We start from the raw sequence: 23,341 nt of genomic DNA on the forward strand, positions 1-23,341 counted from the left end.
CCGACCGCTGGACGTGCCGGACTACACAGCACCGCCCACCCTGCGGCGTCTTTATAGAATTAACCGTCACCAACACCGCAACGCACAGCCCAAAGTCATCGCTCAAGCCAGTACAGCCTACCCAAGCCTAAAAGAAGCTCAAAACAAAAGTCACAGAAACACGTTCAGCGCCGTAAACACCTAAACCGAAAATGCACTAGCCTTCGTTGCTTCGAAGCGATCTTGTGGCCGCCACCGCTCAGGCGCGGCCGGTGCTGCCGAATCCGCCGGCGCCGCGCTCGCTGCCCTGGAAATCGTCGACGATATCGAATTCGACCTGCTGCACGGGCACGATCACGAGCTGCGCCAGACGCTCCATGGGCTGCAGCACGAATTCGCGCTGGCTCCGATTCCATGCCGAAATCATTAATGGCCCCTGGTAATCCGAATCGATCAATCCCACCAGATTGCCGAGCACGATTCCATGCTTGTGTCCGAGGCCGGAGCGTGGCAGGATCATGGCGGCATAGGCTGGGTCGGCGATATGTATGGATAAGCCGGTAGGTATCAGTTCGCTTGCGCCTGGCGCTATGGTAATTGGCGCATCCAGGCAGGCGCGCAGGTCAAGGCCGGCAGAGCCTCCGGTGGCATACGCCGGCAAACAATCGTTCATGCGGGGGTCTAGAATTTTCAATGCAATTTTTTTCAATTGATGACTCGGTTTGGCTGATATTCGGAGGGTGGTTCAGGTTCGGCGTTGATCGTTGCGAACAAAAAAAGCAGCCTCGATCTAGGGCTTCAACATTCGGGGTAATGATAATTTAAAGTGGCGATTCAAAAACAGGAGTTCAACTTGGGCTCCGGGTGGATCTGCCGATATTGCGGTATGCGCTCGATGGCGCGTAGCGTTGTCCAATCAGTAATCGACATGTTCCGGAAAGCTTTTGCCTGGGTCCTGAGGCTTGGTGCGGGGATTGCGCGCGGCGCGCCCCGCGCCAAGCAGCAGGCGCGCGGCAATGAGCATGAAGCCGACTGGAATCCAGTCGTCGATGCTGGCGGGAGAAGTTTGCATGATATGAATGCCTTGCCGCAAGGCGGCAAAAAGCAGCACATAGGCGCTTATGCTCAACAGTATTCCTATGCGACGCGGGGCCTTGAGTGTCGCGCCGGAATCGACCCTGGCGGCTGGCTTACCTGCGGCTTTTCCCGGCTGAGGCGATTTCCCGGCGCGGATGGAGTGGCCTGTTTGGACGGGTTCTTCAGTACCGGGCGTGTCTACGGGTTTGTGCTTGCCCAGGTTTTCGATGTATTTGGCGTAATCGCCATCGTGAGGACCCATATGTTGCGCCATGGCCAAGCCCCTACTGAGCCGCTTTGCGGGCCGTAACGGCCTTCAGGCCGTGGGGCAATCTAAGGGCAATGGCTTCGATCAATCGCCGTGCGGCTTCGATTTTAGGCAGCACGGGCAGGGCTGTCTGGCCCTGATCGTCGAACAGCACCAGTTCGGTGTCGTCGGCGTTCATGGCGTACTGCGCCAGGTTGCCTACCAGCAGGGGTATTTTTTTGCGCTGGCGTTTGGCTTCGGCATATTCATGCAAATTTTCGGTTTCGGCGGCGAAACCCACGCACCATGGGCCGTTGGCCAGTTGTGCCACCTCGGCCAGAATGTCGGGGTTGGGCGCAAACTCGATCTCGGGTGCGGTTGCCGTGCCGGTTTTTTTGATTTTGCTGTTACTGGCATTGCTTACGTACCAGTCGGCGACGGCGGCAACGGAAATGAACAGATCGGCTCTGCTTACCGAGTTCATGACCGCCGCGTACATGTCTCTGGCGCTTTCCACATTGATCCGGCTTACTCCGTAGGGAGAGGCCAGCACCGTCGGCCCCGAGATCAGGGTAACCTCGGCGCCGGCTTCGCGCGCCGCCTGGGCGATGGCATATCCTGTCTTGCCCGATGATCGATTGCTGATGACCCTGATCGGATCGATTTTTTCCGCGGTTGGGCCGGCGGTAATGACGACATGCCGCCCTGCCAGAATCTTGGGCTGGAAGAATGCAATCAGTTCGCTGAGAAGCTCGTCGGGTTCAAGCATGCGGCCGCTGCCGATCTCGCCGCAGGCCTGGTCGCCGACTCCCGGGCCCAGGATGGCGGCGCCGTCGTCCCGAAGTTGACGCACATTGCGCTGGGTGGCCGGATGCAGCCACATTTCGCGGTTCATTGCCGGAGCAACCAGCAGCGGGCACTCGCCCTTGGCCACGCAAAGCGTGGACAAGAGATCGTCGGCCAGGCCATGAGCCAGCTTGGCCATGAAATCGGTACTGGCTGGCGCAATCAGAATGGCGTCGGCCCCGCGAGTCAGGTTGATATGGGCCATGCTGTTGGGTATGCGGGCATCCCAGGCTTCGACGTACACCGGCCGTCCCGACAGGGCCTGCAGGGTCGTTGGCGTAATGAAGTGCGTGGCGGCTTCGGTCATGACGACATCGACAATGGCGCCCCGTTCGATCACGCGGCGTATCAGTTCGGCGGCCTTGTAGCAGGCAATGCCGCCGGTCAAACCTAAAACAATCCGTTTTTGTGCGAGGTCTTGTATCACAGAGGTGTGCTCGTAATAAGGTCCAGGGGTGTGCAGAGGCGTTGGTTAACGGTTGGTACAAGAGTTGATCATACCTCTACGCCGCGCTTCCTGGGATCACCCCCTTGCCTACGAAAGGCGACGACGCTCGCGCCGGAAACGCAGCAATTCGTCCAGTATGAGCAATATCGCGCCGCAGGTAATGGAGACATCGGCGATGTTGAATGCCGGAAAATACCAATTATTCCAGTAAAACAGCAGAAAATCGATTACGTGTCCGTGCTGGATACGATCAACGACATTGCCGACCGCGCCGGCCAGGATGGCCATGAGCGAGCAGCAAAACAGCCATTGGTTCGGATCGCGCCGCAGCAGATTGATGATCAGGGCCGCCGCGCCCAGCGCAATAGCTGTGAATAGCCAGCGTTGCCAACCGTGCCCTTCGGCCAGGAAGCTGAAAGCCGCACCGTTGTTATGCAGCAGGGTGAAGTCGAAGAAAGGCAGCAAATGCCAGCGTTCCGCATATTGCAGGTGTGTATTGAAGTATGTCTTGCTGAGTTGATCCAGGATCACAATCAGCAGGGCTCCAAGCAGCCAGCCCCAGAAACGTCGCGCGTTTTTCGGGCGGGCCGGGGCTGAGGAACCGGGCTTAGGCATGATGACGCGACTCGCCTTTGCCGAACAGGTTGTCGACGCAGCGGCCGCATATTTCCGGATGCTCGGGATCGCTGCCCACATCGGCCCTGTGATGCCAGCAACGTTCGCATTTCTTGTTGGACGTCGCGTTGACTTCAATGCGCAGGCCGCCTTCGCTCTGATGCAGTGTGGCGCGCGACACGATATAGACAAAACGCAAATCGTCTTCCAGCGTGGCAAGCAATTGATAGTCGTCGCCGCTGGCGTATACATCGAGTTCGGCCGCCAGCGACGAGCCTATATCGCCCGTGCCGCGTACATCTTCGATTTTACGCATGACATCGGCCCGTATTTCGCGCAGCCGGCACCATTTTTCGATCAGCACGTGCGCGTCGACCTGGTTGGGCAGCGCGTGAAAGAGTTCGGTAAAAATAGTGGCGACTTCGCGGCCGGCATGCAGGTCTTTCCAGGCTTCCTCGGCGGTGAAGGAAAGTATTGGGGCGAGCAACTTGAGCAGCGCGTGCGTGATGTGGTGAAGCGCGGTTTGCGCCGAGCGCCGCGCCGCGCTGTTCTGAGCGGCGGTGTACAGGCGGTCTTTGAGCACATCGAGGTAGAAAGCGCCGAGATCTTCCGAGCAGAAAATTTGCAGTCGCGAAACCGCGGGATGAAACTCGTAGCGCTCGAAATTGGCGAGTACCTCGGCCTGCATCTGTGATGTCATGGCCAGGGCATAACGATCGATTTCGAACATTTTCTCAAGCGGCAGCGCATCGGCGCCGGCGTTGAAATCGTGGATATTGCCCAGCAGGAATTTCAAGGTATTGCGGATGCGGCGATAACCTTCCACAACCCGTTTGAGGATTTCGTCGGAAATGGACAGTTCGCCGGAGTAGTCTGTCGTCGCTGTCCACATGCGCAAGATTTCAGCGCCCAGAGAGTCGGATATTTTTTGCGGCGCAATGACATTGCCGACCGACTTGCTCATTTTGCGGCCCTGGCCGTCGACCACAAAGCCGTGCGTCAGCAAGGCCTTGTAAGGCGGTTCGCCGTACAGCATGCAACTGGTCAGCAGTGAAGAATGGAACCATCCGCGGTGCTGATCCGAGCCTTCGAGATACAGGTCGGCGGGCCATTTGAGTGCATCGGCATGCGAGCCTTTGATGCCGTGGTCCCGGCCACCGAGTACAGTCGCATGGGTGCTGCCGGAGTCGAACCAGACATCGAGGGTGTCATGATTCTTGACATACTGGTCGGCTTCGTCGCCGAGCAGATCCCTGGGGTCGAGCGACTGCCATGCTTCTATGCCCTGCTTTTCGACGCGCAGGGCGACTTGTTCCAGGAACTCCACGGTACGCGGGTGCAGTTCGCCGGTTTCCTTGTGCACGAAAAAGGCCATGGGCACGCCCCATTGGCGCTGGCGCGACAAGGTCCAGTCGGGCCGGTTGGCGATCATGGCATGCAGACGGGCGCGTCCCCAGGCTGGGAAGAATTCGGTTTTATCGATCCCTGCCAAGGCTGTTTCGCGCAATGGCTTGCCGGTATTTGGCTGGCGATCCATGCTGGCAAACCACTGGCTGGTGGCGCGGTAAATGATCGGCGTCTTGTGGCGCCAGCAGTGCATATAGCTGTGTTTGTGCTGTTCTACCTTGAGCAGGCTGCCTGTCGATTCCAGCGCTTCGACAATTTTTGGGTTGGCTTTCCAGATCATCAGGCCGCCGAAAAGGGGCAGGCTTTCAACATAGTGGCCATCGCCCAGGACCGGGTTGACGATCTGTTCATCGGTCAAACCATGGGCTTTGCAGGACAGGAAGTCTTCAATGCCGTAGGCGGGAGAGGAGTGCACAACGCCGGTGCCGGCGTCGAGTGTTACGTAATCGCCCAGATAGACCGGCGACATGCGCTGATAGCCGGGATCCAGGTCGTATAAGGGGTGCTTGAATTCCAGGTTGGCCAGGGCCGAGCCTTTGGCCGTGGCCAGAATCGTTCCGCTCAGCTCCCATTGCTTCAGACAGGCATCGACCAGATCCGCCGCTATCAGTAAAACGGGACCAGTGGCGCGCGGTTGATCGAGCCTGACCAGTGCGTAGTCGATGTCGGGGTGTACATTCAAGGCCTGGTTGGCAGGCAGCGTCCAGGGGGTGGTGGTCCAGATGACGACAGCTCCGTCGTCGACGCTGGGCAGGCCGAAGGCATGGGCCAGCTTGGCCTTGTCGCTGAATTTGAACGCCACATGCACGGCGGGGTCTTTGCGGTCGGCGTATTCGACCTCGGCTTCGGCCAGCGCCGAGCCGCAGTCGAAACACCAGTTCACCGGCTTGAGACCGCGATAAATATAGCCTTTGTCGAGCACGCGCGCCAGAACGCGCAATTCGTCGGCTTCGTTGCTGAAATTCATGGTCAGATAGGGATTTTCCCAATCGCCAAGAACGCCCAGGCGCTTGAAATCCTTGCGCTGGCGGTCGATCTGCTCGAGCGCGTAAGCGCGCGCTTTGGCCTGCACCTCGGCAACCGGCAGGTTCTTGCCGTATTTCTTCTCGATCTGGATTTCGATCGGCATGCCGTGGCAATCCCAGCCCGGCACATAGGGTGCGTCGAAGCCCGCCATCGAGCGGCTTTTGACGATAATGTCTTTCAGGACCTTGTTGACGGCGTGGCCGATATGGATGTCGCCATTGGCGTAGGGGGGGCCGTCGTGCAACACGAATTTGGGGCGGCCTTTGCTGGCCTCGCGTATCGCCGCATAGACTTTTTTTTCTTCCCATTCGGCAATCCATCCCGGCTCGCGCTTGGCGAGATCGCCCCGCATGGGGAATGGGGTTTCGGGCAAATTGAGCGTGTTTCTATAGTCCATGGAAGGCGAAATAATTACGAGCGCTTTGCGCATCGTTGTCGATGGCGGCGATCATAGTGGGTAGGTCGGGAAATTTTTCTTCGTCCCGCAAGTATTTGAGGAACTCGATCCGTATGAGTTTACCGTATGCGTCGACCCGGCAGTCGAGCATGTGCACTTCGAGGGTTACAACGCCGCTGTTGCTGACGGTAGGCCGCACGCCCAGGCTGGCTACGCCGTTGATGGCCTGTCCGGCCAGGCCATGCACGCGCACCACATAAACGCCGGAACGCGCGGCACACAGGGGCGGGACGCGAAGATTCAGGGTTGGGTAGCCTATGGTGCGCCCGAGTTTCTGCCCATGCACTACATGGCCGCTTATGTGGTAAGTGTGGCCCAGCAGGTGTTCGGCGCGTTCCAGGTCGCCCACGGCCAGCGCGGTGCGCACTTCGGAGCTTGAAATCCGGTGCCCATGCTCATCGGCTACGTCGGCAATGGTTTCGACGTCAAAATTGTGCCGCTTTCCCATTCGCCGTAATAGATCGATATCGCCGCTGCGCTTGTGGCCGTAGCGGAAGTCTTCGCCGACCAACAGCCAGCGGGCATTCAAGCCGCGCACCAACAGCTGTTCTATGAAGGTTTCAGCCGACATGTCGGCCAGTTGCCGGTTGAAGCGTTCGAGTACGATCTGTTCTATGCCGTGATGCGCCAGGGACCAGATTTTGTCGCGCAGGCTGCTGATTTGCGTGGGGACGAGTTCGGGGCGCTGCCCGCGCGAAGCGAAATAGGCGCGGGGATGCGGTTCGAAGGTCATGACCGTCGGCGCCCAGCCACGTTCGGCAGCCAGTGCGCCGACACGGGCGAGGATGGCCTGATGGCCGCGATGCACACCGTCGAAATTGCCTATCGTTACCGCGCTGGGGCAGCGGGAATCGAAGCGGGGCAGGGAACGATAAATTCTTTGAGTGGTTTTCACATCCGAGAGTTTACAATTTTAGATTGCCTACGCTTGGGAATTTTTATTTTGCCTGCCACTTTTTCTCGCCCGCGCCGTCTTGTCGTGCTCATCTCCGGGCGTGGTTCCAATATGCAAACCATTGTCAATACTGTGCGTGAGCAGGATTTGCCGGCTGAAATTTGTGCGGTAATAGCCAACAAGGCCAACACCTTGGGCCTCGATTGGGCGCGCGCCCAGGGAATTGAGGCTAAACTGGTCGCTCATCGCGATTACGCCTCGCGCAGCGAATTCGATCAGGCGCTGGCGCAAGTCATCGATACCTACCAACCCGATTATGTCCTGCTGGCAGGCTTTATGCGTGTCCTGACGCCCGAGTTCGTCGAACGCTTCAATGGCCGCCTGCTCAATATCCATCCGTCTTTATTGCCGGCCTTCCCAGGCATGCATACGCACCAGCAGGCCCTGGCGACCGGAGTGCAATGGCATGGCTGCACCGTTCATTTCGTGACCCCGGTGCTCGACCACGGTCCCATTGTGGCCCAGGGCGCTGTCCAGGTTCTGGCCGGGGATACTCCCGAGAGTCTGGCCGAAAGGGTGCTGGGCATGGAGCATCTGGTTTATGCCCGAGTTGTGCGCTGGCTCGCGGAAGGCCGGGTCACCCTGGATACAATGCAGCGCGTACACGTGCACGGGGTGGGTAGCCGGTCGTTTGTAATGATGCCCGATAACGGCCAATCAGAATAAGAGTAGAAAATGAACAAGGCAGAAAAATCCGGGCGCACCTTCACAAAGCGCTCCACAACCCGCGATGGCGGGAGCCGTGGCGGTTCGGCGGCGGATCGTCCGCGGCGCGACGCAAAAAGCGGACAGCGCCCTGTCGCGCGGAAGACGGCGCCGGCTGACGAGGCGCCGCGCTATGTCATGGCTGCCGTGCGCATCGATCAGGTGCGCAGCGTACTGGGTGAAATTCTGCAATGGGAATACCCGGCCGATGCGGCCTTGTCGCATTGGCTGCGTGCGCACCCCAAGCTGGGTTCGCGCGATCGCGGCGAGGTGGCCGAAGCCGTATTCGACGTGTTGCGCCATTTGCGCCGGTATCGCCATTTTGCGGAAAGCGGCTTCGGTCCGGCGGCGCGGCGCCTTGCCATCCTGGGCCTGGCCTCGGTTTTCAGCAAAGATGTTTTGTATGCCGGCCTGCATGAGGGCGAGCAGGAATGGCTGGCGCGGGTGCAGAGCATCGATCCCAAAAGCCTGCCGCGAGCAGTGCGCGACAGCTTGCCCGATTGGCTCGACGAGCGGTTGGCGAAACTCGATGACCCCGACGCCTTGATCGAAGCCTTGAACCGCTCGGCGCCGCTGGATGTGCGTATCAATCCACTCAAGACCGACCGTGCCGCCATGCTGCAAAAAATGCGCGAAGGCGGCGCTTTGCGCTACGATCCGGAGCCCACGCCTTATTCTCCGTGGGGCATACGCCTGCAGGGACGTCCGCCCGTGAATCGATGGCCCATGTTCGAGAACGGCGAGATCGAGGTTCAGGACGAGGGTAGTCAGATCCTGGCGGCGCTTGTGGGACCCAAGCGCGGCGAGATGATCATAGACTACTGCGCCGGCGCCGGCGGCAAAACCTTGCTGATCGGGGCGCTGATGCGATCTACCGGACGCTTGTACGCCTTTGATGTGTCGGCGGCCCGCCTGGCTCGAGCCAAGCCTCGCCTGGCCCGCAGCGGCCTGTCGAATGTGGTGCCGGTGGTGATCAGTGCCGACAACGACCAGCGCGTCAAGCGCCTGAGCGGCAAGGCTCATCGTGTGCTGATCGACGCTCCCTGCAGCGGCCTGGGAACCCTGCGCCGCAATCCCGACCTGAAATGGCGCCAGCATCCCGAGTCCCTGGCTGAATTACAAAAGGTGCAAGCACGCATTCTCAAGCAGGCGTCGCGCTGCGTCGCTCCGGGAGGGCGGCTGATTTATGCGACGTGCAGTATCCTGCCCGAAGAAAACGAGCAGCAAATAGAGGTGTTTTTGGCTGAACATCCCGACTTTAAACTGCTGGATGCCAGCAAAATCGTACTTGATCGTTGCGAAAATCTGACACTTGACGGTCCTTATCTGTCCATGCGCCCCGACCGGCACGGCACCGATGGCTTTTTTGCCGCTGTACTGGAGCGCTCCGTACCCTCTGAAACCCTTGCTTAGTCATTGATTTTCCTCAAAAACTATTTTGAGGTTTCACTGTCATAAGAATACCAAGTGGGCTAAACTGCTAGGTGTCTTCAAAGCGAGGCCTTAACAAGGTTTATGGACTACATACTTAATTTTCTCTCGGGTGGCTTGCTGCAGCTGTCGTGGTGGCAGGTTGTTCTGGTTACTTTGGTGTTGACCCACATCACGATTGTGGGCGTTACCGTTTTCCTGCACCGCAGCCAAGCGCACCGGGGGCTGGACCTGCATCCGGCCATCATGCATTTTTTCCGTTTCTGGCTGTGGTTGACTACGGGCATGGTCACGAAAGAGTGGGTAGCCATTCACCGCAAGCACCATGCCAAATGCGAACGCGAAGGCGATCCTCATTCGCCGGTCGTGTTTGGCATAGGCAAAGTTTTTTTCCGTGGCGCCGAACTTTACCGTGAAGAAGCGACCAATCCCGAAACCCTGAAGCGTTTCGGCCATGGTACGCCTGACGACTGGCTCGAACGCCATGTGTACACCCGTCACAGCTTGCTGGGCGTGCTCATCATGCTGGCCATCGACCTGTCGCTGTTTGGCTTGCTCGGCCTCACCGTCTGGGCTGTGCAAATGGCCTGGATTCCCTTCTGGGCGGCCGGCGTGGTCAATGGCCTTGGCCATTTCTGGGGCTATCGCAACTATGCCTGCCCCGATGCCAGCACCAATGTGTCGCCCTGGGGCATCATCATCGGTGGCGAAGAGCTGCACAATAATCACCATGCTTACGGCACGTCGGCCAAGTTTTCGACCAAATGGTACGAGTTCGACATAGGCTGGGGCTATATTTCGGTGCTGCGTTTCTTCGGCCTGGCTACGGTCAAGAAACTGGCGCCCAAGCTCAAGCTGGAACCCGCCTCGGCCAAAACTTCGGTCGACTTGAGCACCTTGCAAGGGGTGATTACGCACCGCTACGAAATCCTGGCTCGCTACACCGATTTGGTAAAACGCGCCGCCAGCGAAGAGCTTGCCAAACTCAAGCCGATCCGCAACGAAGGCAGCGCCGATTGCCGGTGGTCCATACTAAGCCGCGCCAAAGAAGCGCTCAGCCGCACCGACGACGCCCTTGAGCCCGCCCAGCGTATCGAACTCGACACGATTCTGGCGGATAACAAATCACTTTCCACGCTGGTGCAGATGCGCCGCGAGCTGGTTCGCCTGTGGGAAAGCTCGAGCGCCAGCAGCGAGCAATTGCTTAGCGATTTGCAAGCGTGGTGTCTGCGCGCCCAGCAAAGCGGCATAGAGGGCCTGGAGCAGTTTGCTAACCGGTTGCGCCGCTACGCGGCATGATCGACAAGCTCAACCCCGAACAACAAGCAGCGGTCACACTCCCTCCTCAGCACGCACTGGTTCTGGCCGGTGCGGGGAGCGGCAAAACCCGGGTACTCACGACCCGCATGGCCTGGCTGATTCAAACCAGCCAGGCCAGTCCATTTGCCCTGCTGGCTGTTACATTCACCAATAAATCGGCGCGTGAAATGCTCACGCGCTTATCCAGCCTGCTACCCATCAATACCCGCGGATTGTGGGTGGGAACTTTCCACGGCCTGTGCAATCGCATGCTGCGGGCCCATTATCGGGATGCCGGGCTGGCGCAAACCTTTCAGATCCTGGATAGCTCCGATCAACTGGCGGCCATCAAGCGTCTGCTCAAGGGCGCCGGAATAGACGATGAAAAATATCCGCCGCGCGATGTGCAACGCTTTATCAATGGCGCCAAAGAGCAGGGCGAGCGTCCTAACGATATCGAAGCCTGGGATGCGCATCGTCGGCGTCTGATCGAGATTTACCAGTTGTACCAGGCCCAGTGCGAGCGCGAGGGGGTCGTTGATTTTCCCGAACTGTTATTGCGTTCTTATGAACTGCTGCAGCGCAATGCCCCCATACGCGAACATTACCAGCGGCGCTTCCAGCATATTCTGGTCGACGAATTCCAGGATACCAATGCATTGCAATATCGCTGGCTGAGACTGCTGGCGGGCGGCGGCGCTTCGATTTTCGCCGTGGGTGACGACGATCAGTCGATCTATGCGTTTCGCGGCGCCAATGTGGGCAATATGGCTGATTTCGAACGCGATTACGCCCACGGCACAGTGATCCGGCTGGAACAGAACTATCGCTCTTATGGCCATATTCTCGACTCGGCCAATGCGCTGATTGCTCACAACACGTCGCGTCTGGGTAAGAACCTGTGGACCGAACACGGCGAGGGCGAGCCGGTGCGCGTCGTGGAACAGCCTTCGGATTTGCTTGAAGCGCAGTGGATAGTCGAGGAGGCCAAGGCCTTGATCAACGACGGCCGTTTGCGTCGGGAGATTGCCGTGCTGTATCGCAGCAACGCGCAGTCGCGAGTCATCGAGCACGCCTTGTTTTCAAGTGGAATTCCCTACAAGGTATATGGCGGCCTGCGTTTTTTCGAACGGCAGGAAATCAAGCACGCCCTGGCTTATTTGCGGCTCATGGATAATCTGCATGACGATACGTCATGGCTGCGTGTCGTCAATTTCCCCACGCGCGGCATAGGGGCTCGTACCCTTGAACAGCTGGCGGATCTGGCGCGCGAGCAAAGCGTCAGCCTGTGCAAGGCTGTTCCACTGATGAGCGGCAAGGGCGGCAGCAATCTGCTGAAATTTGCCGCACTCATCGAGAGCATGGCCCATGAGGCGCAGGTGCTGTCGCTGCCCGAATTGATCGAGCATGTCATTCATCAGAGCGGTCTGTTCGCCTACTATCAAGGCGAAAAAGAAGGCACGGACCGGCTCGAGAATTTGCAGGAGCTTGTAAACGCGGCGGTGATATTTGCTGGTGAGGAAAATTTTGAGGGCTTGCCGGCCGGGCGCATTATCGAGCAGCCGATACCTCCCTTTGGGACTCCCGCTGTGGATCAAACTGCATCGGATCTGCGGGATGCCTCGGATCCCCAGACGCCGGACGTCGGTCAGGAGCTGGAACAGGCCATGTCGCCATTGGCGGCATTTTTGACGCATGCCTCGCTCGAAGCCGGAGATAATCAGGCTCAGGCAGGTCAGGATGCGATCCAACTTATGACTGTACATGCCGCCAAAGGCCTGGAATTCGATTCTGTATTTATCACCGGTGTCGAAGAAGGCTTGTTTCCGCATGAAAACAGCTTGCTTGAACAGGCAGGGCTTGAAGAAGAGCGCCGCCTGATGTATGTGGCCATTACCCGGGCCCGGGAACGTCTGTACCTGACGCTGGCGCAAAGCCGCATGCTGCATGGGCAAACCCGCTATGCCATGCGTTCGCGTTTTCTGGATGAAATTCCCCAGGAGCATCTCAAGTGGCTCAGCCCCAAAGTACGTGTGCCGGTTTCCGAAGGGTGGGGATCGAATGCGGGTGCTGGCGCACGTGAAAATACCTGGTCAGGCGCCTATCGCCGCGGGGATGCTTATGGCCGTCCTTCCAGTGGCGCGATTGCCCCTCGTGTGCCGCGCAGTCTGACGTCGGGAGTGACTGTGGGGGAGCAGCATTTTCGCATTGGCCAGGGTGTGCGCCACCAGAAATTCGGCGATGGCACGATCATCAGCCTGAGCGGCATGGGGCAAGACGCTCAGGCGCAAATCCAGTTTCGCGATGTCGGCACCAAGACATTGGCCCTGGGCATCGCCAGGCTGGAAGTGATAGCCGCCTAGTGTCTTTTCGGTTTAAGTGTGGTTACGGCACTGAACGTGTTTCTGTGGCTTTCGTTTGAGCTATTTTTAGGCTTGATCTGTGGGGTTGGACTGTGTTGTGGTGTTGTCTGTGCGGGCGGTTCGTTCTATAAAGACGCCGCAGGGTGGGCGGTGCTGTGTAGTCCGGCACGTCCAGCGGTCGTGGTGCTACGCACCCCGACTGCCCGGGTCTGCCTCGTCCAGGCGGGCGTCGGGCCAACTCGCAGTGCCTCGCGTGCGAGGCACTGCTCAGACAGGGCCCGCCGAAAGCCCCCGCCTTCCCTTCGTCAGCACCCGGCGCTGGACTACCGCCGGACTACACAGCACCGCCCACCCTGCGGCTTGCGTTGAGGCAATGCATAGAGGTATATGCTGGGGCCGGCAAGTTCATTCCAGGCAGGCCATTACGCGAGCCGTCTATCGGGGCTTGGGGTCAGGGCCGGCGTAAGGCGTGCGCCGGATGCTACCGTGGGGAAGGCGGGGGCTTTCGGCGGGCCATGTTTGAGCGTAGCCGCGCCAGCGGCGTAGCGAGTTTGGCCCGACGCCCGCCTGGACGAGGTAGATCCGGATCAAGCACGCCGTGCCGGTCCTGACCCCAAGCCCCGATAGACGGCGTCTTAAAATACCAAAGCTACCACCCCATCAAATCCCGTAAACAATTCGACCCAAAAATGCTCTAGCGGCGCGTGTTAGCCCCCTTGAGTACATAAACGTCAAGTAAATTCCAGACTCGTATAATGAAGATGCTGCCGCCAAACCTTGTTTGGATGTCGCGCGAATAGTGTCCGGATACTATCGCATCCCGGGTCGCAGATTTATTTTGATGAGAAAAAATGGAACAGAACGATGGTTCAAAATCCGGCTTGCCCGCGGCAGCTTGCATAGTTGGGCATGTGACGGTCAAGGACGCAGCCAGATGGGCGGAATACTGCAGCAAGGTACCTGCCACGATTGTCCCCTGGGGTGGACGCCTGGTATTGCGCGGCAAGCGCTCTTCGGTCTTGAGCGGCGAGCATACCCATACCGATGTGGTAGTGATCCAGTTTCCCGATGCCCGGGCGATCGAGGCTTGGCATGGCTCGCCTGAATACCAAGCCTTGATTCCCATACGGGAGCAGGCGGTCGACCTGGTGCTGGTCAGTTACGATTGCTGAGCGCAGGAAGGTTTTTCGAGTTCTTCGAGCTCTTCGTGCAAACTCAGCCATTGGTCTTCGAGTTCACCTGATTTCTTATTCAGCTCACCGTGCTCGCTGAGCACTTTCAGACGCTCGTCGCGACGCGCATCCGAGTAAAAGTCCTGGTCGGCTATAAGTGCGTCGAGAATCTGCATGCGCTGTCGTGCGGCATCGAGCTGGGTTTCGACTTTCTTTATTTTCGCCTCGATAGGCTTGCGTGATGCGGCTTGGCGTTGCCGTTCTTCCGCTTCGAGGCGGCGTTGGGCCTTGCGGTCGATGGCGCCGGTATCCGGCCCCGCCGACTGCGCTTCGCTGCGGGCTTCCGCCCGGGCCTCGGCGGCGCGCGCAACCAGCCAGTCGCGATAGTCTTCCAGATCGCCGTCGAACTCGTGTACGGCGCCATCGGCCACGATCCAGAAACTATCCACGGTGGTACGCAGCAGATGGCGATCGTGCGACACCAGCAGCACGCTTCCCGCGAATTCGGCCAGGGCGGTTGCCAGGGCTTCGCGCGTATCGACATCCAGGTGGTTGCTGGGCTCGTCCAGCAACAGCAGATTGGGCTTTTGCCAGACTATCAGGGAAAGAGCCAGGCGAGCTTTCTCGCCGCCCGACATGGGGGCGATTTTGCTGGTGACGGTGTCGCCGCTGAAGCCGAAGCTTCCCAGGTAATTGCGCAGTTCCTGTTCGCGTGTCTGGGGCGCCAGACGCTGCAGATGCTGCAAGGGCGTTGAATCCAGATCGAGCATGTCCAGTTGATGCTGGGCAAAGTAGCCGATTTCCAGGCCTTTGGAGGCACGGCGCTCGCCGGCCAGCGTTGGCAGTTCTTCAGCCAGTGTTTTGATCAAAGTGCTTTTGCCTGCCCCGTTGACACCCAGAACGCCTATGCGGCTGCCGCCACGCACCATCAGTTGCACGTCGCGCAGAACCGTTTTGGTTTCGCCCGTAGCCAGACGATAGCCAGTGCTGATTTTGTCGAGAATCAAGAGCGGGTCGGGCATGTTCTCGGGTGTGGGCAGGCGTATGTCTATGCCCGCCTCGGCATGCAAGGGAGCCAGGGTTTCCATGCGGGCCAGAGCCTTGACGCGGCTCTGCGCCTGTTTGGCTTTGGTGGCCTTGGCCTTGAAACGATCGATAAAACTTTGCAGGCGGGCGGTTTCGCGCGTCTGCTTGTCCCAGGCCAGTCTGGTTTGCCGCAGGCGTTCGGCGCGCTGAGTCAGAAAGTCTTCATAGCCGCCGCGATAGCGGGTCAGTTTGGCCTGATCGAAATGCAATATCGATTTGGCGACGGCATCCAGAAATTCGGTGTCGTGCGAAATCAGCAGCACTGTACCCTGGTACGCATTCAGCCAACGTTCCAGCCAGAGCATGGCGTCGAGATCCAGATGGTTGGTGGGCTCGTCCAGGAGCAGCAGTTCCGACGGCGCCATCAGGGCTCGCGCCAGCGCCAGGCGCATTTGCCAGCCCCCTGAAAAACTGCTGACCGGGCTAAGCCACTGCCCCGGTGCAAAACCCAGTCCGGCCAGCAATTGTTCTGCGCGTGAAGGGGCGCTCCAGGCGTCGGCTTCGACCAGCGCTGCCTCAAGTTCCGCAATGCGGTGGCCATCATGGTCGGGTGTGGCCAGGCGTTCGGCCTGTAGAAATCGCAAATGAGTATCGCCGTCGATGACGAACTCGCGCGCCGCCAGTGTGTTGTCACTGATTTCCTGCTCCACGCTGGCAATGCGCCAGCCGGCAGGAATGGTCAGCGTTCCGGCGTCGGCGTCCAGAAGCCCTTGCAGCAGGGCGAACAGGGTTGATTTTCCCGCTCCATTCTTGCCGACGATGCCGACACGCTCACCAGGGTTGACCACAAAATCGGCTTCGTCCAGCAATACCTTGGTGCCGCGGCGCAGCGTTAAGCCTGTAGCACGAATCACGATGCCAATTGTTCCCGGGTAAGCAGCAGAATCTGGTCTTCGGTATGCTCGGTGCTGAGCCAGACCGGATCGAGATCGGGGAAAGCCGCCAGGAAATTCTCGTATTCGTTGCCGATTTCAAGCACCAGGATTCCGTCGGCGGCCATGAAATCTGGAGCATTGCGCAGCAGGCGCCGAATGAGGTCCATGCCGTCTTCGCCGCCGGCGAGCGCCATTGTGGGTTCATGCCGGTACTCAGGCGGCAGGGATTCCATGGAGTGGTTGTTCACGTAGGGCGGGTTGCACACAATGACGTTGTATTCGCATTGCGGCAGTTGATCGAATAGATCGCTGCGATGCGTGGTGATCCGCCCGTCAAGGCCGAAATGTTCGATGTTCTGATCGGCTACCTCGAGAGCATGTTCCGATAAATCGACCGCATCGACCTGAGCATTGTCGAAAGCCAGGGCCGCCAGCACGGCCAGACAACCTGAGCCTGTGCAAAGGTCGAGCACGAATTCCACGTCTTCCGGATTGGCTACCCATGGCGCCAGGTCCTGGGCGAGCAGTTCGGATATGGGCGAACGCGGCACGATGACTCGCTGATCGACAAAGAACTGTTGCCCTTGAAGCCAGGCTTCACCGGTCAGATAGGCGGCGGGCAGGCGTTCGTTGATGCGCCGTTCAACCAGTTTCAGGTAGCGTTTGCGCTCTTCGGGCAGAACCCGGGCATCGAGAAAAGGATCCAGCGTATCGAGCGGCAGGTGCAGGGTGTGCAGCAAGAGGTAGACGGCCTCGTCCCAGGCGTTGTCGCTGCCATGACCAAAGGCCAGTCTGGACGAGTTGAATTGGCTGACGGTAAAACGCAGCAGGTCGCGCAGAGTGCGCAATTCTTGATGAGCAGATTCGTACATGCTGGCTCCAGTAAGAGGAATCGAATGTCTGTTTTGCGGGCTGGTCAAAGCCATCGGGGCAAGAGCGCCACGGATGGCAGTGCGCTTAATCGAGCAAAAGATTTTCGAGTGTGCGGCGATAGATGTTTTTCAAAGGTTCCAGAGTGTCGAGCCGGATATGTTCGTTGATCTGGTGAATGCTGGCATTGATGGGACCGAATTCAATGACTTGCGGGCAGATTTTGGCGATGAAACGGCCGTCCGAGGTGCCGCCGGTGGTGGAAAGCTGGGTAGCTACGCCGGTTTCATCTTGTATGGCCTGGCTCAGCGCTTCGCTCAGGCGGCCCTTGGGGGTCAGAAAGGGTTCGCCTCCCAGGGTCCAGTCCAGTGTGAATTCGAGCCCGTGCCTGTTCAGTATCTGGATAACTCTTTCTTTGATCTGCGCGGGAGTGCTGATGCTGGCAAAGCGGAAGTTGAAGTCGATTATTGCCTCGCCGGGCACCACATTGGTGGCTCCGGTCCCCGCGTGCAGATTGGATACCTGGAACGTGGTGGGCGGGAAATATTCGTTACCCTGATCCCACTCCGTTTGCGCCAGTTCCACCAGGGCCGGCGCCAGTAGATGGATGGGATTGCGTGCCAGATGAGGGTAGGCCACATGCCCCTGTTTGCCCTTGATGGTCAGCTTGCCCGACAGGGAGCCGCGTCGGCCGTTCTTGGCGGTGTCGCCCAGGCGGTCGACCGAAGTGGGTTCGCCGACGATGCAGTAATCCAGTACTTCATTGCGTGCCGTCAGGGCCTCGCAAACCTTGACTGTGCCATTGATCGAAGGGCCTTCTTCGTCGGAAGTGATGAGCAGGCCGATCGACCCCTTGTGTTGAGGGTGAGCGGCAACGAATTCCTCGGCCGCCACTACGAAGGCGGCGATCGAGCTTTTCATGTCCGCCGCGCCACGGCCGTATAAATTTCCGTCCCGCTCGGTCGGCGCAAAGGGCTCGCTGGCCCATTTGTCGAGCGGGCCGGTGGGAACCACATCGGTGTGGCCGGCAAAAACGACCAGGGGCGTCGAAGTGCCGCGCCGCGCCCACAGATTGGTGACATCGTCGAACACCAGGGTTTCGCAATTGAAACCCGCCGCACTCAAATGCCCGGCCAGTTTTACCTGGCAATCGGCATCGGCCGGGGTGACCGAGTTTCGTGCGATCAGATCTTTGGTCAGACGCAGAACGGCAGAATCGCTCATCAGGCTCTCAGCAAGTCATTGATACTGGTTTTTGAGCGCGTTTGCGCGTCGACCCGTTTGACGATGACAGCGCAGGCCAGGCTGTGCGAGCCGTCGGCCGATGGCAGGGAGCCGGGTACCACGACCGAGCCCGATGGAATGCGTCCGTACGTGATGGTGCGGCTTGCCCGGTCGAAGATCTTGGTGCTTTGAGAAAGGAACACGCCCATGGCCAGAACCGAGTTTTCTTCGACGATAACGCCTTCGACTACTTCGGAGCGAGCGCCGATAAAGCAGTTGTCTTCGATGATGGTGGGATTGGCCTGGAGCGGCTCGAGTACGCCACCTATGCCTACACCGCCCGATAGGTGGACGTTCTTGCCGATTTGGGCGCAAGAGCCCACAGTGGCCCAGGTGTCGACCATGGTGCCTTCATCGACATAGGCGCCGATATTGACATAGGACGGCATGAGCACCACGTTTTTGGCTATGAAGGCGCCTTTGCGGGCGACGGCCGGCGGTACCACACGGAATCCGCCAGTGGCGAACGCCTGGGCGCCGTATTCGCCGAACTTGAGCGGCACCTTGTCGTAAAACTGCATGGGCGCCTGACCCATGATTTCGTTGTTTTCGAGCCGGAACGACAGCAACACGGCTTTTTTGATCCATTGATGCACGACCCATTCGAAGTTGATCTTTTCGGCAACCCGCAGATGGCCCGTATCCAGGGCATGTATCGTGTGCTGAACAGCTTCCCGCACGGCGGCGCTTTCGGCGCCTGGAGCGACTTCGGCACGATGTTCCCATGCATGATCGATGGTGCTTTGTAGGTCAAGAGTCATAGTCGTTTAGTCTGGTTAGAAGTAATAATCAATATAAAAAAACGCGGCGCATGATATTTGGCATGCTCAACGGGTACCGAGGCGGAATCTGGCGCATGCTGGATTACGCTGTTTTTTCAAGAAACCGAACAATGCGCCCTGCGGCTTCCAGGCATTGCTCTTTGGGTGCTACCAGAGCGATGCGAATCCGGTTTGCGCCCGGGTTGACGCCCTGGGCTTCGCGTGCCAGAAAGCTTCCCGGCAGGACGGTAACGGCGGTTTGGCCATACAGGTCGCGAGCAAAATCGGCATCGGCATAAGGGGTTTCAGCCCATAAATAAAACGAAGCCTGAGGCCATTCTACATTGAGTACCGGCCCAAGGAGTGGCATCAGCGCCTCGAATTTTTCACGGTACAGGCGGCGGTTTTCAATAACATGGGTCTCGTCGTTCCAGGCGGCGATGCTGGCCTGCGAGACCACGGGGCTGATGGCGCTGCCATGATACGTACGGTAAAGCAGGAATTGCTTTATCAGCGCCGCGTCGCCGGCCACGAAGCCAGAGCGCATGCCCGGTACGTTTGAGCGCTTGGACAGGCTCGAAAAGCACACCAGGTTCTTATAGTCGTGGCGCCCGAGAAGGCTGGCCGCCTGCAGGCCGCCCAGCGGCTTCTTGGCTTCGTCGAAGTAGATTTCCGAGTAGCATTCGTCCGAAGCGATGACCAGATCGTATTTGTCGGCCAGGGCGAACAGGGTTTTCCATTCGTCCAGGGCCATGACATTGCCCGCCGGATTGCCTGGCGAACATACGAACAGCAGCCGGGTTTTACGCCACACGTCGTCTGGAACCGACGCCCAGTCGAAGCCAAAATTGCGGCTTGCCTGCGCGTTGATGAAATAAGGCTGGGCGCCGGCGAGCAGGGCGGCCCCTTCGTAGATTTGATAGAACGGATTGGGGCACACGACCCGCGATCCGGCGGAGGGGTCGATGACGGTCTGGGCGAAGGCAAACAAGGCTTCGCGCGAGCCCAGCGCGGGCAATACCTGCGTTTCGGGGTCGGGCCGCGCGATACCGTAGCGCCGCGCAATCCAATCGGCGATCGCGTTGCGCAATGGCGAATCACCCTTGGTCGGCGGATAGACCGACAGGCCAGCCATGGCATTTTTCATGGCTTCCACAATGAGCGGCGGGGTTGGGTGCTTGGGTTCGCCTATCGAAAGATTGATGGGCTGCAGATCGGCCGGTGGCGTGGGTGCCTGGGCCATCAATTGCCGCAGTTTTTCAAAAGGATAGGGGTGCAGAGCACGTAGTCTGGGATTCATGGCCGCCAATGAGTTCGGATTTATAGCCGCTGATTTTAGCAAGCCCCCGGAGATTCTGCCGTGCCTGGCCGATTTATGGATTTGACGGGAGATTGATTGCAATTGGCAACGGATACAGCAAAGTTCAGATTCAATAAAGGGCTGTTGGTGCCAGCGGCTGCTTGCGACCCTCCCTAAATGAAGCTACACTTATTGGCTTGAATTTTTTAGCGAACGTGGCGGAATTGGTAGACGCACCAGATTTAGGTTCTGGCGCCGAGAGGTGTGAGAGTTCGAGTCTCTCCGTTCGCACCATTATAAGGCCCTGATTTACAACAAAGCTTTGTGAATCATGGGCCTGAAAATAAAAAACAAGTAATAAAAAAAACAAGTGCAAAATAATATATGGGTTTTATGTAGGCTGGCGAGAAACCGGCCCTGTACACCCGTACGCATAAGTGTGGCAGCCAAAGTTATTGGCTGCGGCGCATCATTCCCAATGACCTGCAAGCGCGTTATCACAAACGCGAAATCGCATTTTGCTGCGAGAGCTGTTAACAAGCAATGAAATGCTGATACCTTTTGCAAGGTGCCCCCGTGTCTGCGTGACTAGAATCGATAGGCAATTATTGGAGATCCCTATGAAGATTCTTATTGTTATCGCACTTATCTCTGCGCTCGTTGGCTGTATTGTTGTTCCGGGTGGCGGATATCGTCATGGGGGCTACCACCGAGGGTATTATCACGATGGTCCGCACTATTAAGAGGGTTCGTGCTATTAACGTACGGGCGGTCCTTGTGGCCGCCCGTTTCGTTCAAGGGGCATCCATACGGGTGGCCGCAAAGGCCGCCCCTACCAATCATTCTGGTGCGTCCTGTTCTTCTATCTGCGGCTCCGGCTGGACGGTTGCATGTCGCGACGCCAGAAAGTTCAGGACATGCAGGGCTTCGGCAGGCAGTTCCTTGGCGCTTCGAACACCGAGCCACAAGGTGCGTGAAGCCCAGCCGTCGGAAAGTGGGATGGCGCGCAGCCCCGCTCCCAGTATTTCCTGCCGAACCGCGCCGCGTGGCAGCACGCCTATGCCCAATCCGGCTTCGATCATGCGGCATATGGCATCGAAGCTGGCAACCTGGACCCGCAGTTTCAATGCGCGTTCCAGGACGGCGGCCGCGCTGTGCATGCGGACCAACAGGGAACTGCCTTCGGTAAGTCCGACGAAATCATAGTCCAGCGTATCGGCAAAGTCGACGATGTCCCGCCCTGCGAGGGGATGGCTTCCGGGAACCAGCACGACGAGCTGGTCGTGTCGATACAGGCGCTTTTCCAGTGACAGCGAGGGGGTGTTGTCCGCAAAGATGCCGATATCGGCAATGCCATGAGCCACTGCATTGATGGCGTCTTCACTGATTTTTTCTTCGAGAATGATCCGGATGCCTGGGTGCTGTTCCATCAGTACGGCAAGATCGACAGGTAAAAACTGGATGATGGAGGAGGTATTGGCCCAGATGCGCACATGGCCGCGTACGCCCAGTGCGTAATCGTTCATGTCCAGGGCCATGCGGTTCACGCTGTTCAGCAGGTTTTGCGCATGATCGGCCAGGTTTTGACCCGCGGGCGTCAATGCCAGGCCGCGCGGCAAGCGAACAAACAAAGTGCAGCCTATGGTCTTTTCGAGCTCGGAAATACGCTTGCTCAGCGCCGACAGCGTCATGTGCGAGCGTTCCGCAGCCTTGGTAAGGCTGCCTGCCTGGGCTGCATATAAAAAAACACGTAATGACTGGATATCGAAATGAACCGGATTGACCATGGTTTTGCAAGAGCCTGTTAGCGGGTGGCTGGACCCAGTTTATCAAGGCCCTTCCTGCTGCGCCTTGATGATTACCCGGGAGCCGGCAGTAGCTTGACAATATTGATTGGCAATCATATTATTTGAGTAGAAATTAATTTAACTGAATACTTTTTATTGCGCGTGCTATGAACGAACCTCTGATAACCACACAAGCTTACGATCTGCGCATTCTGCGTGCCTTGCGCCGCATAACGCGATCTATTGCCTTGCATTCGCGTCATTTGGCAGCTTGCAGCCACATCACGGCACCGCAACTGATCTGTTTGCGGGCAGTCATCGACAGCGGGCCGCTCACTGCCACGGCAATCAGCCGCGAGATCCATGTCAGCCCCAGCACCGTCGTGGGGATTCTCGACCGCCTCGAAGACAAGGGCTTGATCTGCCGTGAACGCAGCCGCGAAGACCGCCGCATCGTTTTCGTCTCGGCTACCGAGGCGGGTGTTGTGCTGGCCAGGGATACACCTTCGCCTTTGCAGAAAAAACTGGCTGATGCGCTCAACGCCTTGCCGGAACTGGAGCAGCTCACCATCACGATGTCGCTGGAGCGCATTGTCGGCCTGATGGAGCCGCAGGGCGTGCTTCCGCCAGAAGCGCCGGAGGAGCCGGGCTCGCCTATTCTTGATGTCGGTGTTGGCGGTGCGCCTCCAGAATCGGGGTTGGTGGTATGAGGCGCGATGCAAGAACGGCTCCTGCGTCGAATCCCATAATGCCGGCAGGTTTGTGGAAAGGCTGATGGAGCTGCGTCCACTCAGCAAGGTTGATGGGCTTGCCGTCCATCGCTTGGTTGGCGAGTGTCCGCCCCTGGATTTGAATTCGGTTTATGTGTATCTGCTTTTGAGCGAACATTTTTCCGACACCTGTGTGCTTGCCGAAAACGCGGGTGTCGTGAACGGTTTTATTTCGGCCTATATGCCCCCAGCCAGGCCGGAGGTGTTGTTTGTCTGGCAGATTGCCGTGCATTCCCGTGCGCGGGGCCACGGCTTGGCGCGCCTTATGTTATGGAATTTGCTCGAGCGCCCTGGCTTGAGCGGGATTCGATATATCGAAACCACGGTCGGCCCCGACAACGCCGCGTCTCGCAATGTGTTTGCGGGAATTGCCCGGCAATTGCGGGCACCCGTTGTCGACAGCCCACTGTTTGAACGCGAACTTTTCGGCGCCGGCGAACATGCCGACGAGCGGCTTTTGCGTATCGGTCCGTTTGATGCTTCGCAGCGTCAGGCTCAAGCCGGTGGGCATTTCACCAAAGAGGCGCCAGGGTTGTGAGTAAGCCGCCCTGGAGAACGCCTCGTAACCCAGAGGGAGAAAA

General features: G+C 58.5%; 20 protein-coding genes and 1 tRNA gene. 9 read left to right on the forward strand and 12 right to left on the reverse strand.

Features of this window, described 5'->3' with window-relative positions:
• The coding region (locus ACYVIS_RS07205) for a hypothetical protein (RefSeq protein WP_460873618.1) at window positions 1–184 on the forward strand (184 nt) is incomplete at its 5' end.
• 54 nt (window positions 185–238) lie between these two features.
• Here the strand turns inward: ACYVIS_RS07205 and dut are convergent.
• The 6 genes from dut to ACYVIS_RS07235 all read right to left on the reverse strand — a co-directional run bounded on the left by dut (window position 239) and on the right by ACYVIS_RS07235 (window position 6,997).
• Window positions 239–688, reverse strand: coding sequence for a dUTP diphosphatase (gene dut / locus ACYVIS_RS07210; protein ID WP_232742861.1), 450 nt, complete (start codon window positions 686–688; stop codon window positions 239–241).
• Between the two features lie 207 nt (window positions 689–895).
• Window positions 896–1,330, reverse strand: coding sequence for a hypothetical protein (locus tag ACYVIS_RS07215; RefSeq protein WP_232742862.1), 435 nt, complete (start codon window positions 1,328–1,330; stop codon window positions 896–898).
• Window positions 1,331–1,340: 10 nt separating this feature from the next.
• Window positions 1,341–2,573, reverse strand: coding sequence for a bifunctional phosphopantothenoylcysteine decarboxylase/phosphopantothenate--cysteine ligase CoaBC (coaBC, locus tag ACYVIS_RS07220; protein ID WP_232744511.1), 1,233 nt, complete (start codon window positions 2,571–2,573; stop codon window positions 1,341–1,343).
• A gap of 111 nt (window positions 2,574–2,684) precedes the next feature.
• Complete coding sequence (gene lspA / locus ACYVIS_RS07225; RefSeq protein ID WP_232742863.1) at window positions 2,685–3,212, reverse strand: signal peptidase II; 528 nt, start codon at window positions 3,210–3,212, stop codon at window positions 2,685–2,687.
• Window positions 3,205–6,042 (reverse strand): isoleucine--tRNA ligase, encoded by a 2,838-nt coding sequence (ileS, locus tag ACYVIS_RS07230; RefSeq protein WP_232742864.1) that lies wholly within the window; start codon window positions 6,040–6,042, stop codon window positions 3,205–3,207. The genes lspA and ileS overlap by 8 nt, the downstream gene beginning before the upstream one ends.
• Window positions 6,032–6,997, reverse strand: coding sequence for a bifunctional riboflavin kinase/FAD synthetase (locus ACYVIS_RS07235; protein ID WP_232742865.1), 966 nt, complete (start codon window positions 6,995–6,997; stop codon window positions 6,032–6,034). The genes ileS and ACYVIS_RS07235 overlap by 11 nt, the downstream gene beginning before the upstream one ends.
• Window positions 6,998–7,045: 48 nt before the next feature.
• On the opposite strand from ACYVIS_RS07235, the gene purN reads away from it, so the two are divergent.
• The 5 genes from purN to ACYVIS_RS07260 all read left to right on the forward strand — a co-directional run bounded on the left by purN (window position 7,046) and on the right by ACYVIS_RS07260 (window position 14,027).
• On the forward strand, window positions 7,046–7,723 hold the full coding sequence (purN, locus tag ACYVIS_RS07240) for a phosphoribosylglycinamide formyltransferase (protein ID WP_460873619.1): 678 nt from the start codon (window positions 7,046–7,048) through the stop codon (window positions 7,721–7,723).
• A 177-nt stretch (window positions 7,724–7,900) separates the two neighbouring features.
• Window positions 7,901–9,175, forward strand: coding sequence for an RsmB/NOP family class I SAM-dependent RNA methyltransferase (locus ACYVIS_RS07245; protein WP_460873627.1), 1,275 nt, complete (start codon window positions 7,901–7,903; stop codon window positions 9,173–9,175).
• Window positions 9,176–9,277: 102 nt separating this feature from the next.
• Window positions 9,278–10,492 (forward strand): DesA family fatty acid desaturase, encoded by a 1,215-nt coding sequence (locus ACYVIS_RS07250; RefSeq protein ID WP_232742867.1) that lies wholly within the window; start codon window positions 9,278–9,280, stop codon window positions 10,490–10,492.
• On the forward strand, window positions 10,489–12,855 hold the full coding sequence (locus ACYVIS_RS07255) for a UvrD-helicase domain-containing protein (RefSeq protein WP_232742868.1): 2,367 nt from the start codon (window positions 10,489–10,491) through the stop codon (window positions 12,853–12,855). Before ACYVIS_RS07250 ends, ACYVIS_RS07255 begins: the two co-directional genes overlap by 4 nt.
• An 851-nt stretch (window positions 12,856–13,706) precedes the next feature.
• Window positions 13,707–14,027, forward strand: coding sequence for a DUF1330 domain-containing protein (locus tag ACYVIS_RS07260; protein WP_232742869.1), 321 nt, complete (start codon window positions 13,707–13,709; stop codon window positions 14,025–14,027).
• Here the strand turns inward: ACYVIS_RS07260 and ACYVIS_RS07265 are convergent.
• From ACYVIS_RS07265 to dapC, 5 genes are all read right to left on the reverse strand, one after another.
• Window positions 14,015–15,967, reverse strand: coding sequence for an ABC-F family ATP-binding cassette domain-containing protein (locus ACYVIS_RS07265; RefSeq protein WP_232742870.1), 1,953 nt, complete (start codon window positions 15,965–15,967; stop codon window positions 14,015–14,017). The two genes, ACYVIS_RS07260 and ACYVIS_RS07265, sit on opposite strands and share 13 nt — an antisense overlap.
• Window positions 15,964–16,860, reverse strand: a complete 897-nt coding sequence (gene prmB / locus ACYVIS_RS07270; protein ID WP_232742871.1) for a 50S ribosomal protein L3 N(5)-glutamine methyltransferase — start codon at window positions 16,858–16,860, stop codon at window positions 15,964–15,966. Before prmB ends, ACYVIS_RS07265 begins: the two co-directional genes overlap by 4 nt.
• An 85-nt stretch (window positions 16,861–16,945) precedes the next feature.
• Window positions 16,946–18,082, reverse strand: coding sequence for a succinyl-diaminopimelate desuccinylase (dapE, locus tag ACYVIS_RS07275; protein ID WP_232742872.1), 1,137 nt, complete (start codon window positions 18,080–18,082; stop codon window positions 16,946–16,948).
• Entirely contained in the window at window positions 18,082–18,903 is an 822-nt protein-coding gene (dapD, locus tag ACYVIS_RS07280; RefSeq protein WP_232742873.1) for a 2,3,4,5-tetrahydropyridine-2,6-dicarboxylate N-succinyltransferase, read from the reverse strand. The genes dapE and dapD overlap by 1 nt, the downstream gene beginning before the upstream one ends.
• A 103-nt stretch (window positions 18,904–19,006) precedes the next feature.
• Window positions 19,007–20,203, reverse strand: coding sequence for a succinyldiaminopimelate transaminase (gene dapC, locus ACYVIS_RS07285; RefSeq protein ID WP_460873620.1), 1,197 nt, complete (start codon window positions 20,201–20,203; stop codon window positions 19,007–19,009).
• A gap of 209 nt (window positions 20,204–20,412) precedes the next feature.
• Between dapC and ACYVIS_RS07290 the strand changes: the two genes are divergently transcribed.
• Window positions 20,413–20,497: transfer RNA gene (locus ACYVIS_RS07290), tRNA-Leu, on the forward strand.
• Window positions 20,498–21,042: 545 nt separating this feature from the next.
• Here ACYVIS_RS07290 and ACYVIS_RS07295 read toward each other — a convergent pair.
• Window positions 21,043–21,990 (reverse strand): LysR family transcriptional regulator, encoded by a 948-nt coding sequence (locus tag ACYVIS_RS07295; RefSeq protein ID WP_232742875.1) that lies wholly within the window; start codon window positions 21,988–21,990, stop codon window positions 21,043–21,045.
• Window positions 21,991–22,157: 167 nt separating this feature from the next.
• Here ACYVIS_RS07295 and ACYVIS_RS07300 point away from each other — a divergent pair, with 167 nt between their 5' ends.
• Together ACYVIS_RS07300 and ectA are read left to right on the forward strand one after the other, a co-directional pair.
• Window positions 22,158–22,700, forward strand: coding sequence for a MarR family winged helix-turn-helix transcriptional regulator (locus tag ACYVIS_RS07300; RefSeq protein ID WP_232742876.1), 543 nt, complete (start codon window positions 22,158–22,160; stop codon window positions 22,698–22,700).
• Window positions 22,701–22,764: 64 nt separating this feature from the next.
• Entirely contained in the window at window positions 22,765–23,298 is a 534-nt protein-coding gene (gene ectA / locus ACYVIS_RS07305; RefSeq protein WP_460873621.1) for a diaminobutyrate acetyltransferase, read from the forward strand.
• Window positions 23,299–23,341 lie beyond the last annotated feature (43 nt).

This window comes from Paralcaligenes ginsengisoli, assembly GCF_054781135.1.